Consider the following 12,644-nt stretch of genomic DNA (forward strand, 5'->3'; position numbering starts at 1 on the left):
TCCAACAAAAAGGCCCGTACTGGGTGGGTACGGGCCTTTTAAGATTTCTGTGCTTGTTCGTCAGCGCATCAACCGGCCCCAGTGCCACCTGTGGTGGTACCGGTAATAATGGTGGTGGTGATGATGTTGGTGAATAGCTGCATGACGAACACTCTTGAACGAAACTGGTTGTTAGCAATACCTTGCCGGACCTTGGGCTGTCAACCTAAACCTCTTTGCCAAACTTGCGGGCGAGGTCTTTGCAGAGCAGATGCAGCATATTCAGATCCCGCTGCGGCAGCATGGGTACTCGGTCCATCACCCATTGATGCAGCTTTTCATCCTGAGAAACTCCGAGTTCACCAAGCAATTCTGCTGTTTTTGATTTGAGTACGCGAACCTGCCCGGCCCCATCAAAATTTTCTGCTACGGCCTCGGGCTCATCCAGCAGGGGACTCATCTCGTAGGCATACAGCATGATCGCCTGCCCCAGGTTCAAAGAGGGATAACTCACCTTGAGGGGCAGATAGCTGATGAGATCCACCTGGGCAAGCTGCTCGTTGGAGAGACCCGACTCCTCGCAACCGAAGACGATGGCCACCTTCCCAAGAGAGGGTTTGGCGCGGATCTGATCGCGGATCTCGGCCGGGGTGAGGTAGTGCTGATAACGGCCACGCTGGCGGGCCGTGGTGGCGACCACCAGATCCATGTCGGCAAGGGCCTCCTCCAGGGTGTCGAAGGCTTCTGCCTCGGTCAGGATCTCCTGGGCGCCGTGAGCGACCCAGCTCGCCTCCTCCTCTTCATGTACCCGGCTCCCTACCAGTCGCATGGCATCGAAGCCCATGGTTTTCATGGCGCGAGCGGCCGCACCCACATTGGCCGCGCGAGCGGGGGCCACCAGTACAAAATAGAGTTTCATCGGGTTTCTCCTGAACAGGGCCGACGCCGCGAACTGCAGCAAACCGCCGGTAAAACAGGGGCGCAATCTACCGTTTATCCCCGAACATTGCCACTTGAACAGATGTTTGGATGTTGCCATAGTGGCCGGACGAGTGAGCCCGTTGCCTACCGGCACAGACGCCATCGGCCCGATACATCACAAGGAAGAGAGAGATGCAGCAGCCATTGGAACAGGCGGTCGCCGAGACGATCTTGCAGCGTTTCGAGTCGTTTTACAGCCGCTTTCTCGAGATAACCCAGGGCAGCAAGAGCCGCTTCGAGAACAGCGACTGGTTGGGGGTGCAGCTCGCCGGGCGCGAGCGCATTCGCCTCTATGATCATCACGTCGGCGCCACCACCGCCCTCATCAAGCAGATGATGGGGGAGCAGTTGCCGACCCAGGCCCTGCTCAAGCAGGTGAAGGGGGCCTTCAGCGATCTGCTGCCCCGCTGCGAGAACTTCGAGGTGGCAGAGTCCTTCTTCAACTCCGTCTATCGCCGGATCTTCCGCCATCGCAACATCCGCGACGAGAATCTCTACATCCACCCCTTTCGCAGTCGGGGTGAGCACCCGGATCTGAGCGCCCTGCTGCGAGTCTATCGCACCGACCTTGCCCATCTGCCGCAGACCCTGAGCCAGCTGCTCGGGGATTACAGCTTCACCCTGCCCTTTGAGGACAAGCAGCGGGACATCATCGACATTCATCGCCATCTGGCGGAGAGCGGCCCGGCCATACTGCACGAAGAGCCGTTTACCATCGAGCTGCTCAAGGAGGTGTTTTACCGCAACAAGGGGGCCTATCTGGTGGGCCTCATTCGGGTGAAAGGCGAGGTGCATCCCTTCATCCTGCCGCTGCTCAGCACCGGCCAGAGCATCTATGTGGACACCGTCATCTTCGAGCCTGAGCTGGCCTCCATCGTATTCGGCTTCGCCCGCGCCTACTTCATGGTCTATGCCCCGGTGCCGGCCCTGTTCGTGCTGTTCCTGCGCCAGATCATGCCCCGCAAGCCGGACTACGAGATCTACAACGCCATCGGCTGCCAGAAGCACGGCAAGACCGAGCTCTATCGCCACTACCAGCAGCACCTGGCCCAGAGCCGGGAGCAGTTCGTCATCGCACCCGGCATCAAGGGGATGGTGATGAGCGTGTTCACCCTCCCCTCCTACGATGTGGTGTTCAAGGTGATAAAAGACGAGTTCACCCCGCCCAAGGATGTGAGCCACGAGCAGGTGAAGGCGAAATACCGGCTGGTGAAACAGCACGACAGGGTGGGTCGAATGGCCGACACCCAGGAGTTCACCAACTTCGAGTTTCCCCTGGACCGCATCTCGCCGGAGCTCCTTGCCGAGCTCAAGTCGGTGGCCCCCTCGGCGCTCACCATTACGGCCGACAAGCTGGTGATCAAGCACCTCTACACCGAGCGCAAGATGATCCCGCTGAACCTCTATCTGGATCAGGCGGACGAGCAGCAGACCCGGCTCGCCCTGGAGGAGTACGGCAACGCCATCAAGCAGCTGGCGGCGGCCAACATCTTCCCCGGCGACATGCTGTTCAAGAACTTCGGCGTGACCCGCCACGGCCGGGTGGTCTTCTACGACTACGACGAGATCTGCTACATGACGGAGTGCAACTTCCGCCAGATCCCGCCGCCACGCTACCCGGAGGACGAGTGGAGCGCCGAGCCCTGGTACTCGGTGGCCCCCAATGACATCTTCCCCGAGGAGTTCGCCACCTTCCTGCTGCAAAAGCCCCAGGTGCGGGAGATCATGATGCAGGTGCACAAGGAGCTGTTCGATGCCAACTACTGGAAGATGCTGCAGGGCAACATCAAGGAGGGGGTGTTCGAGGATGTCTATCCCTACAGGCGCAAGAAACGCTTCCGCTTTCAGCGGGGGGGATGATCCCGGCAGAAACAGCAAGAAGGGACGCCGCGGCGTTAATGTCGGGCAATCCAGGGGCCATTGACCGACCCTCTGCGGTGTAAGAATCCGAAACCAGTTGATTTGGTTTCGGATTTTTTATGCGTATCAAACAGGACCATGACCGCCTTCACGCCAGCGATGTCGCCCAGCTTGAATCGCTCTCTGACCTCATTCCCGCGGCCCCTCACCTCACTGCTCGGGGAAGAGGGTCTCGTCACCCTGCACCCTCGACGCCTGTCCATTACGCCTCTCTTTTTATCCCTGCCATGTCGCGCCGCGGCACAAAGCCGGCGCTACAACCAGGGCAGGGCCGCCGCACTGGTGGGGAGCGACTGGTTGAGCAGCGCCAGCTGCACCGTCTCCCGGCTCACGTGGGGAGCATAGAGGTGGATGAAGTCGTACATGTAGTCCCGCAGATGAGCGTGCCTGCGCAGGCAGACATGGGCCACGCTCGAGGCGATCAGATGATCGATGTTGAGACAAACCAGGCGCTCCCTGTCCGCCTCGTCGAACGCCGAGGTGGCGATCACTCCCACCCCCATGCCGAGGCGCACATAGTGCTTGATGATGTCACTGTCGGTGGCGGTCAGCACGATGCGGGGACTGAGGCCATGACGGCCGAACGCCTTGTCCATCTTGGAGCTGCCGGTGAAGCCGAACACATAGGTGATGAGGGGATATCGGGCCAGATCCGCCATGGCCAGCGGCTGGCAGTCGAGCAGCGGATGACCGTGGGGTACCACCACGCCGCGCCCCCAGCGGTAACAGGGAACGGTCGCCAGCTCCTCGAACAGGTGCATGGACTCGGTGGCGATGGCCATCTCCACGTCCCCGTTTTCTACCATCTGTGCCAGCTGGGCCGGCGCCCCCTGATGTAGCTGGATGCTCACCGCTGGGTAGCTGCGGGAGAAAGCGGTGATCACCGCGGGCAGCTTGTAGCGGGCCATGGTGTGGGTGGTGGCGATGCGCAGCACCCCGCTGGTGGCCAGCTGGTCACCGAGGGAGAGCTGGCCAATCTGTTCGACCTGGGCCACCACCCCCTTGGCCAGCTCCATCACCTGCTCCCCCATGGGGGTCAGGCCCGCCAGGTTCTTGCCCTTTCGGGTGAACAGCGCCAGCCCTAGCTCCTCTTCCAGCATCTTCATCTGCTTGCTGAGGGTCGGCTGGGAGGTGTAGAGCTTCTCCGCCGTCGCCGAGATGTTGAAGTTGTTCTTCACTATCTCGGTGAAGTTCTTGAGCCGGGCAAGGTTCATCAGGGGGCCAGGCGCTCGATGTGCCAGCCATCCCCTTCGCGGCTGTAATAGAAGCGATCGTGCAGACGATGCTCACCCCCCTGCCAGAACTCCACCGTCTCGATCCGCACCCGGAAACCACCCCAGAAGCTCGGCAGCGGCACCTCGCCATTGGCAAACTTCTGCTTGAGCTCGAGGAACTTGGCCTCCAGCACGCCGCGGGCCGAGATGCGGGTCGACTGTTTGGAAACCCAGGCGGCGATCTGGCTGTCCTTGGGGCGGCTGTGGAAGTACTTCATCACCTCGAAGGTGCTCATCTTCTCCACCCGGCCGGTCACGTGCACCTGACGGTCCAGGGTGTGCCAGGGGAAGAGCAGGCTGATGCGGGGGTTGCCTTCCAGCTGATGTGCCTTGCGGCTGCCCATGTTGGTGTAGAACACCATCCCCTCGGCATCGTAGTGCTTGAGCAGCACGGTACGCTGCCAGGGTTGCCCCTCGGCATCCACGGTCGCCACCACCATGGCGGTGGGGTCGGTCAGCCTGGCCTCGCACGCCTGGGCCAGCCACTTCTCGAACAGGGCGAGAGGGTCAGCCGGCAGATCGGCCCGGTGCAGTCCGCCCCTGGTGTATTCACGACGCAGATCAGCAACATCCATCATCTTGATTTTCCTTCTCTCTTTCTTTGCCGCCCGTGCGGCGATGCGTGCAGGCATTGTGCGACGAGCACGTCATGGGTACAAGGCTCAGGGCGGCCAAATAGCGGTGCAAAAAAGGAAAGGGAGGCCCATGCCTCCCTTTTTCTGCGAGCAGGCTGCCGCCTGTCTATGGTTTGCCATCAACCGGCGGACAATGGGCCAGCATGCGCTGATTGTATTGCGCCGCATAGGTGCTCAGTCTGGCATGGGCCTCTTTCTGATCCGGCTTGATGACATCGCCGAACCCGTCCAGATAGCGCACACCACAGCGGGCCTTGGCCGCCGCCTGCTGATCCGCCGCGATGCCGGGTGCCACCTCGCCACGCCCGGCCCGCACGATCAACCGGTAATCCTGCTTGGCCAGGCTGGCACTGATCGCCTGATCCAGGGCGTCGGCATCGGCCTGGCAGCCGCCTATCAGGGTGAGCAGCAGCACGCCGGCCAGTCTCATGCCCGCCTCCGTTGCCAGCCCAGCAACGCCAGGGCCAGGGTCCAGAAGCCGAGGGCACCGCCGCCACCGCCGCCCCCTTCCACGCGCTGGGTCACCGACAGCTTGAGCGGACTGATGGCAAAGAAGAGGTTGTCACTGCAAGCAACCTTCAGCCTGGCGGTGCCGTCACTGCCCGCCGGAATGGCGACACTCGCCGACCCCGAGTTCGGCTGGCCGCCGGCGAGCAGGGTCCAGTTCACCCCCTCGTCCCTGGTCATGTAGAGATCCACCTTGCTGCAGTTGATGGGGGCCGCGTTGGTGCCGGCGACGTCCCAGTCGATGGTCTGCGTCTGGCCGGCTGCCAGCGGCGTCACCAGGGGGCTGGTCAGGGCAAAGGCCTTGCCGGTGTTGACCACCTGGATCTTCATGTCGTCGCTGCTGACACCCCCCTTGCCGTCCCGAGCCGTGAGGCGGAAGTTGAGCTCACGGTTGGTGGCTGGCCAGGCTTCCCCCTTCGCCAGGGTGTTGGTGAGCAGCGAGGGAAGGCTTGGCAGGGTGCGTTCCGGCGCGCTGGTCGGCGCCACGAAACGGAACAGCGGACGACTGCCGTCGTCCACCATGCTGGCGACGCTGAAGGACTCGGTGCCGAGATCGATCTGCTCCCAGGTGTAACTCAGGGCGTCGTTATCCAGATCGGTGCCGGCCCCCTTGAGCACGAAGGGGGTGTTGGCCGGGATCACATGGTCGTTGCCAGCGGCCACCTGGGGCGCATTGTTGGTGAGGCTCTGGGTGGTGCCGCAGCTCGACACCGTGGCCATGTGCGCCCGCATTTGCTCGATGGACTTGCTGTGGAAGTAGGGCAGGCTGTTGGCCTGCAGGTCCTCTTCCCCGCAGATCCCGGCATAGGCCATGATGGAACTGCCGCTGCCGGGCTCCCAGGCCTGGCTGGCCTCCCGGTTGCCACCACCGCAACTGCCGGTGGTGCCGTTGAAGGTATGGTCGGCCCCGAACTGGTGGCCAATCTCGTGGGCCACGTAGTCGATGAAGAAGGCATCTCCCACCGGGTTCGAGGAACCGGTCATGCCTGCCGATTTATCCGCGGTGCAGAGTACTCCCAGCCCCGCCAGCCCACCGCCCCCGGTGTTGACCACGTGACCGATGTCGAAGGTACCGAGCCCCTGGGTCTGCGCCACGGCCTGCACCTGCATGTTGACGTCGACGTCGCTCAGGCCAGAGCCGGACGGGTCATCCCCGTTGAAGAAGGGATCCGTGGCCGCGTCGGTGAAGATGATGGTGTCGTTGCCGCTGGCCAGCTGGAACTCGGCTGCCACGTCACGCTGGTACACCTCGTTGACCCGGTTGAGCAGGGTGGTGATGGCGCCGAGACCGGCCTCCACAGTCCCGCCGTGATACTGGGTGTACTCCCCCGCCGCCGAGATGGCGATGACGTAGCGCTTGCGCTCGTTGCCATCCACCAGCACCTGGCGGGCCAACTTGCCGGCCTTGCTGCCGATGACGCGATCGGCCTCCTCCTCCAGCCGGCTGTGGGCATCCTGCTGGTAATAGACCGCATAGCCCTCGCCGTTGCGCAGGGGATCGACAAACACCATCCGGCCCTGGTGGCTGAACATGGCGTGGAAACCCTGGGGGCCGAGATCGACACGCCCGGTTTCGACCGGGTTTGCTTCGTCGTGTCCCTTGAAGGTCCGGATCCCGGGGTACTTGGCGGCGAGATCTGCCGGCAGCAGATCATAGGGCTGCAGGCTGAAGGTCACCTCCTTGCCATCCGGCAGCGGCAGGGTCAGTCGATGCTCCCCTCCCAGCAAACCGGCGAAGTAATCGGCCGGTACGGTGGCGATGCGATATTGGCTGGCTCGCACCTCATAGCCATCGGCAGCGGTGGCCTTTGCCGCCACCGTATTCCACTCACTGGCGGCCAGGCCGGTGGTGCTCATCAGACCGGCCACCAGCAGCGCCAGCGGAGAGTATTTCATCAACTGCATCTTTTTATTCCTTTTTCAATGCGTTCGCCTGAACTGCCTCAGCATCATTTTCCTGCCACGGTGAGAAGTCCAGCACCATCCGCTGTACATTCCCCGAATGGGGACGGTTGCACCAATGCAGTCTAGCCCCTATCATGGCGCGGATTTGTCCGTTTCAGAACCCTCCTGTGTCACGGGCCGGTTCATCCTTTTTTGGCCAAGGTTAATCTCATGCTCAAATCCCCACTGTTGCCCCGTTTCGGGGATCTGGTCGTTGCCATCGTTGACGATGTGCTGGGTCAGGGTCTTACCCTCGACCGCGCCTATGCCCGTCACTTCTCCGGCATCGAACTCAAACCGCAAGAACAGGCAAGGATTGCCCTGGTCACCGGCGACCTGCTGCGTCGTCTCAGCCTCTATTGCTTCCTCACCGGCATCCAGGTGCGTCAGGCCGAAAAAAATGTCTGGCCGCTGCTGCACAGCTGGCACGCCTTCCACAAGATTGCCCAGCCCAACAACCCGACCCTGGATCGCTTCAACGAAGAGGCGTTCCGTCGCCGTCTGACCGAGGCCAAAAAGAACCCGGTGCTGATGGATGGCTGCCCTTCCTGGCTGGAAAAACTCGGCAGCGAACAGCTGGGTGACGCCTGGCCCGCCGAGCGTGCCGCCCTGGCCTGGATGCCCAAGCGCTACCTGCGGGTCAACACCCTCAAGTGCAGCCGGGAAGAGCTGCAGGCCATTCTGGCCAAAGAGCATGTCACCACCATCCCCGTCGATGGGGTGGATACTGCCCTGCAGGTCACCTCTGACGCCGCCCTGTTCCGCACCAAGGCCTTCGCCGATGGCTGCTTCGAGCAGCAGGATGCCGGCTCCCAACTGGTCGCGGCCGCGCTGGAAGTGACCCCGGGCATGCGCGTCATCGACGCCTGCGCCGGTGCCGGTGGCAAGACGCTGCATATCGCCGCCATGATGGAGGGCAAAGGCCGCCTGCTGGCGATGGACGTGGAAGAGTGGAAGCTGGAGAACCTCAAGCAACGCGCCCGCCGCGCCGGTGCCCACAACGTGGAGACCCGGGTCATCACCAGCAGCAAGACCGTCAAGCGCCTCAAAGAGAGTGCCGACCGTGTGCTGCTGGACGTGCCCTGCTCCGGTCTTGGCGTACTCAAGCGCAATCCGGATGCCAAGTGGCGTGACACCGCCGAGCGGTTGCCGGTGCTGGTTGCCCTGCAAGAAGAGATACTGCAGCGTTACAGCCAGATGGTGAAGGTGGGTGGTCTGCTGGTCTATGCAACCTGCTCCATCCTGCCCCAGGAGAACCGTCAACAGGTGGACAAATTCCTCGCGGCCAACGAAAACTACCGCCTGCGGGATGACCACACCGTCAGCCCCTCCGAGACCGGCTTCGACGGTTTCTACATGGCGCGGATCGAGCGCATCGGCTGAGGCCCTGCACACGCATAGAAAAGGGGAGCCAATGGCTCCCCTTTTTGCATGATGCGGATGCGACCTTATTCGGCGGCGGCATCATCCTGCTTGTGCTTGGCGGCCACTTCCTTGATCAGGGTCTGCAGCTCGCCAGCCTGGAACATCTCGATCATGATGTCGCAACCACCGACCAGCTCACCTTCCACCCACAGCTGCGGGAAAGTCGGCCAGTTGGCAAATTTCGGCAGCTCGGCACGGATGTCCGGGTTTTGCAGGATGTCGACGTAAGCAAAGGGCTCGCCACAGGACATCAGGGCCTGGGAGGCCTGGGCAGAGAAACCGCAGCTGGGTAGCTTGGGGGATCCCTTCATGTACAGGATGACGGGATTCTCAGCCAGCTGCTGTTTGATCTTTTCAATAGTTTCCATAAATGCCTCACTAGAGCGATTTCGGCGGCCATTCTACTGCAAACCGGGCAGACCACAAACTGGCAAACGGTCCCGAATGCAAGAAGTGATGAATCAATACGTCGCAGCTTGATCCGGATCATGGCGAGAATCAAGAGTTGTTCGCTCATCTTTGATGCTGCTACAATCGACGGGCTTTGGGCCGTTCAGGCCCCATCATTTCAAGAACAATTCTTTTCAACATAGAAAAGAGTATGCAATGTCTTGCAACCGTCGCCTTCGCACGGACCAGCCAATGGAGAGTAGAAAATGGCATTCGAACTTCCCGCTCTGCCCTATGCAATCAATGCTCTGGAACCGCACATCTCCCAGGAAACCCTGGAATATCACCACGGCAAGCACCACAACACCTACGTGGTCAACCTGAACAACCTGGTGCCGGGTACCGAGTTTGAAGGCAAGTCTCTGGAAGAGATCATCAAGACCTCCACCGGCGGTGTCTTCAACAACGCCGCCCAGATCTGGAACCACACCTTCTACTGGCACTGCCTCTCCCCGAACGGCGGTGGCGAGCCTACCGGCGCCCTGGCCGATGCCATCAACAAGGCATTCGGCTCTTTCGCCGAGTTCAAGGATGCGTTCACCAAGTCTGCCATCGGCAACTTCGGTTCCAGCTGGACCTGGCTGGTGAAGAAAGCCGACGGCTCCCTGGCCATCGTCAACACCTCCAACGCTGGCTGCCCGCTGACAGAAGCCGGGACCACCCCGCTGCTGACCGTCGACCTGTGGGAGCACGCCTACTACATCGATTTCCGCAACCTGCGTCCGAAGTACATGGAAACTTTCTGGGCCCTGGTCAACTGGGAATTCGTGGCCAAGAACCTGGCTGCCTGATAGCCGCTTCTTGCCAAAACGCCCCGCACTGCGGGGCGTTTTTTTATGGCGGGCAAACAACGAAAAAGGCGCCATGGGCGCCTTTCTGATAACCATTGACCTTACTGGTCTATTTCGTCCAGATACTCGTCCAGGTTGCTGTCATCCTCCTGCTGGCCCTGCTGCTTGAGCTCAGGCTGGCGACCCGTCACCTTGCCGTCGTTGTACTGCAGGTAGAAGTCCTTGGTAAGGGCATAAGGATCGAGCGCATTGTCGATGATCCGCTCCTGATCGATGAGCTTGGCGCGGGTACCCAGGCCATCCAGCGCCCAATGCACTACCCGCAGCGGGAAAGTCAGCAGCGCGTAGGGGAAGTACACGGTATCGATGGTATCCCCCACCAGCTCGCGGGTGGTGGTCGGGCCGTAGACGGGCACCATGATGTAGGCACCATCCCCGATGTCCGCCTTGCCGAGCACGGTGTCCATTTCCAGCATGTTGCGCTCGAGGCCGGCATGTCTGGCCACGTCGAAGATACCCAGCAGACCCACTGTGGTGTTGAGGGTGAAACGGCCCAGGTTGGTCCCCGCCCCCTTCAGGTCACCGACCAGCAGGTGGTTGACCATGCTGCTCGGCTCGTCGAAGTTATCCACGAAATTCGCGATACCGTCCTGCACCCCCTGCGGCACATAACGGGCATAGCCATGGACCACGGGGCGGGCCACATAGGGCTCCAGCACGTCATAGTTGACGGCCCACATGGCGCGGTTGGCGCCCTGGAAGGGGTCACGGGGATCGCTGGCCGTGCTGGTCGCTTCGGGACGGCTGGGGGTTTCCTTGAGATCCAGGCTCTCTGGACCCGGCTTGGGAGGGCCACCCGCACAGCCCCCCAACAGCAGTGCCACTGCCAATGCTCCTGAACGCAGATACATATGAAAGTCCTAAGCTTTTTATTGGGAATTGCCATGAATTATAGGTAGCTCGCCCCTCCAGGGGCGGGCTACCTATGTAAAAGAGGTATTAGAGTGCGTGATCGATGCGGATGTCAATCGGCGCTGTGGGGATAGCATTCGTCGATACCGTGACCGAGACCCCCTCGAAGGCGCCCTCCTTGTTCATCACGTTGCCGCCCCGGGAGAGGCGCGCCTTGAACTGCAGCTCGGGATGAGCCGCCAGCTTGCTGCCCTCCATCATGGCATCCCCATCCCCCAGTGACAGGGTGAGGGGCAACTGCGGGCCCGGGATGCGCTTGACCGCGATGGGCATGGGTGGGCCGTTGGGGATCACCGCAAACACAAACAGGTGAGCGTCCTCAGGCAACTGGATGCCTGGCGCCAGAGTGATGTGCAACGGGAACTCCCCTTCCTTCACCGCCAGTACCTGGGTTTGTGCCTGTTTGCTTTGGGTTGCCGCCATGCCACGCTGCTTGAGCTGCTGCTCGGCATACTCGATGGAGCGCTCCACCATGGCGTGGCGGGTCGAGCCCTGCTCCAGCAGCGGCAACATGGCTCGCCAGCGAACCAGCGCGGTCTGGAAGTCCTCTTTCTGCAGCGCCATGAAGGCATGAACCGAGCGCGCCTCTATGTTGGCCGGATCCTGGGCAATAGCCGCCTGCAGCAGCTGATCCGCTCTGGCCTCCTCCCCCGTCATCATCAGGGCCTGGGCATAGGGCACCGCCACCATGGCCTTCTGCGGGGCCAGGGAGTAGGCCCGCTCCAGCGCCTCGCGGGCCATCTCGGGGTCATTGCCATCCAGGGTCAGACGCCCCAGCAGCAGCCAGCCACGATAGTCGCTCGGTTCTTCTTTCAGCCGGGTGCGCAGCCCCAGGGTGAAGTCCAGCAGATCCTGCTCAGTGACATTGCTATCCCGCTCCACCAGGATACGGTTGCTCAGCTCCCCGAGCCGGCTGCTGGCATCCTGCCAGCGGCTCACCTCCTGCCAGGCCCCCAGCTTGTAATAAAGCCCCAGACTCACCACCACCAGCACCAGCACACCCGGGATCCAGATCAGGCTCTTGCCGCCACGGGCGCTCTGCTCCACGTCGGGGATGTCGTCCAGCAGGCTGCGTTGCAGCTCCACCAGGGACTCGGACTCCTCGGCCAGTATCCCCTGCTCACGCTCCTCACCTATCTCCAGCAGACGCTGACGGTAGAGCTGCTTGTTAAGCGCCGAGCGGCTGATGCTCTGCCTGCCCTCGCCGCGCCACAGCGGCAGGATCAGCGCCAGGCTCGCCAGCACCAGCAGGGCCGCGATCACTATCCAAAATGCGGTCATTGTTTTTCTTCCTCTTTGAGCAACTCGGCCAGACGGCGCCGCTCTTCTTCGCTCAGGGCGTTATCCATTCGTTTTGTCGCCGCCGGGGCACGGCGGCTGCGCACCACGACCGTGGTGGCGCCGATGACGATGACCAGCAGGGGGCCAAGCCAGAGGATCAGGGTAGAGGCCATCAGGGGCGGATCATACAGGATGAAGTTGCCGTAACGGGCCACCATGTAATCCACCACTTCTTGCTTCTCCTTGCCCTCGCGTACCATCTGGTAGGTCTTGTCCCGCAAATCCTTGGCGAGCCCGGCATTGGAATCGGCGATGTCCTGGTTCTGGCACTTGGGACAGCGCAGCTCCTTGGTCAACTCGCGGAAGGTCTGCTCCTGGGCATCGCTGTCGAAGGTGTAGACGTCGATGGCGGCGCTGGCCTGACCGGCGCCGAACAAGCCCGCCAGCAGCAACAGGGAGGCAATAAGGGTTTTCATCAGAGTTGC

The 12,644-nt window shown here is 61.8% G+C and carries 12 protein-coding genes; 3 read left to right on the forward strand and 9 right to left on the reverse strand.

Annotation, left to right across the window (positions count from 1 at the left end; translation table 11 throughout):
• Nucleotides 1-205: 205 nt before the first annotated feature.
• Complete coding sequence (locus tag KW824_RS06975; protein WP_171268737.1) at nucleotides 206-898, reverse strand: tRNA/rRNA methyltransferase; 693 nt, start codon at nucleotides 896-898, stop codon at nucleotides 206-208.
• Between the two features lie 194 nt (nucleotides 899-1,092).
• Here KW824_RS06975 and aceK point away from each other — a divergent pair, with 194 nt between their 5' ends.
• Nucleotides 1,093-2,820: a bifunctional isocitrate dehydrogenase kinase/phosphatase gene (gene aceK, locus KW824_RS06980; protein ID WP_218409382.1), complete on the forward strand. Its 1,728-nt coding sequence runs from the start codon at nucleotides 1,093-1,095 to the stop codon at nucleotides 2,818-2,820.
• A gap of 314 nt (nucleotides 2,821-3,134) precedes the next feature.
• Here aceK and KW824_RS06985 read toward each other — a convergent pair whose 3' ends face one another.
• The 4 genes from KW824_RS06985 to KW824_RS07000 all read right to left on the reverse strand — a co-directional run bounded on the left by KW824_RS06985 (nucleotide 3,135) and on the right by KW824_RS07000 (nucleotide 7,201).
• A complete protein-coding gene (locus KW824_RS06985) occupies nucleotides 3,135-4,094 on the reverse strand; it encodes a LysR substrate-binding domain-containing protein (RefSeq protein ID WP_218409383.1) in 960 nt (319 codons plus the stop codon).
• Nucleotides 4,094-4,732 (reverse strand): pyridoxamine 5'-phosphate oxidase, encoded by a 639-nt coding sequence (gene pdxH / locus KW824_RS06990; RefSeq protein WP_218409384.1) that lies wholly within the window; start codon nucleotides 4,730-4,732, stop codon nucleotides 4,094-4,096. Before pdxH ends, KW824_RS06985 begins: the two co-directional genes overlap by 1 nt.
• A 163-nt stretch (nucleotides 4,733-4,895) precedes the next feature.
• Nucleotides 4,896-5,219, reverse strand: coding sequence for a hypothetical protein (locus tag KW824_RS06995; RefSeq protein ID WP_218409385.1), 324 nt, complete (start codon nucleotides 5,217-5,219; stop codon nucleotides 4,896-4,898).
• The gene (locus tag KW824_RS07000) at nucleotides 5,216-7,201 is read right to left on the reverse strand and encodes a reprolysin-like metallopeptidase (protein ID WP_218409386.1); all 1,986 of its coding nucleotides are present in this window, start codon (nucleotides 7,199-7,201) and stop codon (nucleotides 5,216-5,218) included. The genes KW824_RS06995 and KW824_RS07000 overlap by 4 nt, the downstream gene beginning before the upstream one ends.
• Before the next feature lie 210 nt (nucleotides 7,202-7,411).
• On the opposite strand from KW824_RS07000, the gene KW824_RS07005 reads away from it, so the two are divergent.
• Nucleotides 7,412-8,623 carry an RsmB/NOP family class I SAM-dependent RNA methyltransferase gene (locus KW824_RS07005; protein WP_043129057.1) on the forward strand — a complete coding sequence of 404 codons (1,212 nt, stop codon included), beginning with the start codon at nucleotides 7,412-7,414 and terminating at the stop codon, nucleotides 8,621-8,623.
• A gap of 65 nt (nucleotides 8,624-8,688) precedes the next feature.
• Here the strand turns inward: KW824_RS07005 and KW824_RS07010 are convergent, their stop codons facing one another.
• On the reverse strand, nucleotides 8,689-9,033 hold the full coding sequence (locus KW824_RS07010) for a Grx4 family monothiol glutaredoxin (protein ID WP_005331467.1): 345 nt from the start codon (nucleotides 9,031-9,033) through the stop codon (nucleotides 8,689-8,691).
• 288 nt (nucleotides 9,034-9,321) lie between these two features.
• On the opposite strand from KW824_RS07010, the gene sodB reads away from it, so the two are divergent.
• Nucleotides 9,322-9,906 (forward strand): superoxide dismutase [Fe], encoded by a 585-nt coding sequence (gene sodB / locus KW824_RS07015; protein WP_005331469.1) that lies wholly within the window; start codon nucleotides 9,322-9,324, stop codon nucleotides 9,904-9,906.
• Between the two features lie 101 nt (nucleotides 9,907-10,007).
• Here sodB and KW824_RS07020 read toward each other — a convergent pair whose 3' ends face one another.
• The 3 genes from KW824_RS07020 to KW824_RS07030 all read right to left on the reverse strand — a co-directional run bounded on the left by KW824_RS07020 (nucleotide 10,008) and on the right by KW824_RS07030 (nucleotide 12,635).
• Complete coding sequence (locus KW824_RS07020; RefSeq protein WP_041205329.1) at nucleotides 10,008-10,817, reverse strand: VacJ family lipoprotein; 810 nt, start codon at nucleotides 10,815-10,817, stop codon at nucleotides 10,008-10,010.
• Nucleotides 10,818-10,905: 88 nt separating this feature from the next.
• Nucleotides 10,906-12,159, reverse strand: coding sequence for a c-type cytochrome biogenesis protein CcmI (gene ccmI, locus KW824_RS07025; RefSeq protein WP_218409387.1), 1,254 nt, complete (start codon nucleotides 12,157-12,159; stop codon nucleotides 10,906-10,908).
• On the reverse strand, nucleotides 12,156-12,635 hold the full coding sequence (locus tag KW824_RS07030) for a cytochrome c-type biogenesis protein (protein WP_005333041.1): 480 nt from the start codon (nucleotides 12,633-12,635) through the stop codon (nucleotides 12,156-12,158). Before KW824_RS07030 ends, ccmI begins: the two co-directional genes overlap by 4 nt.
• Nucleotides 12,636-12,644: the final 9 nt, after the last annotated feature.

Source organism: Aeromonas sp. sif0611, from assembly GCF_019218845.1.
GTDB classification, from domain to species: Bacteria; Pseudomonadota; Gammaproteobacteria; order Enterobacterales; family Aeromonadaceae; genus Aeromonas; species Aeromonas media.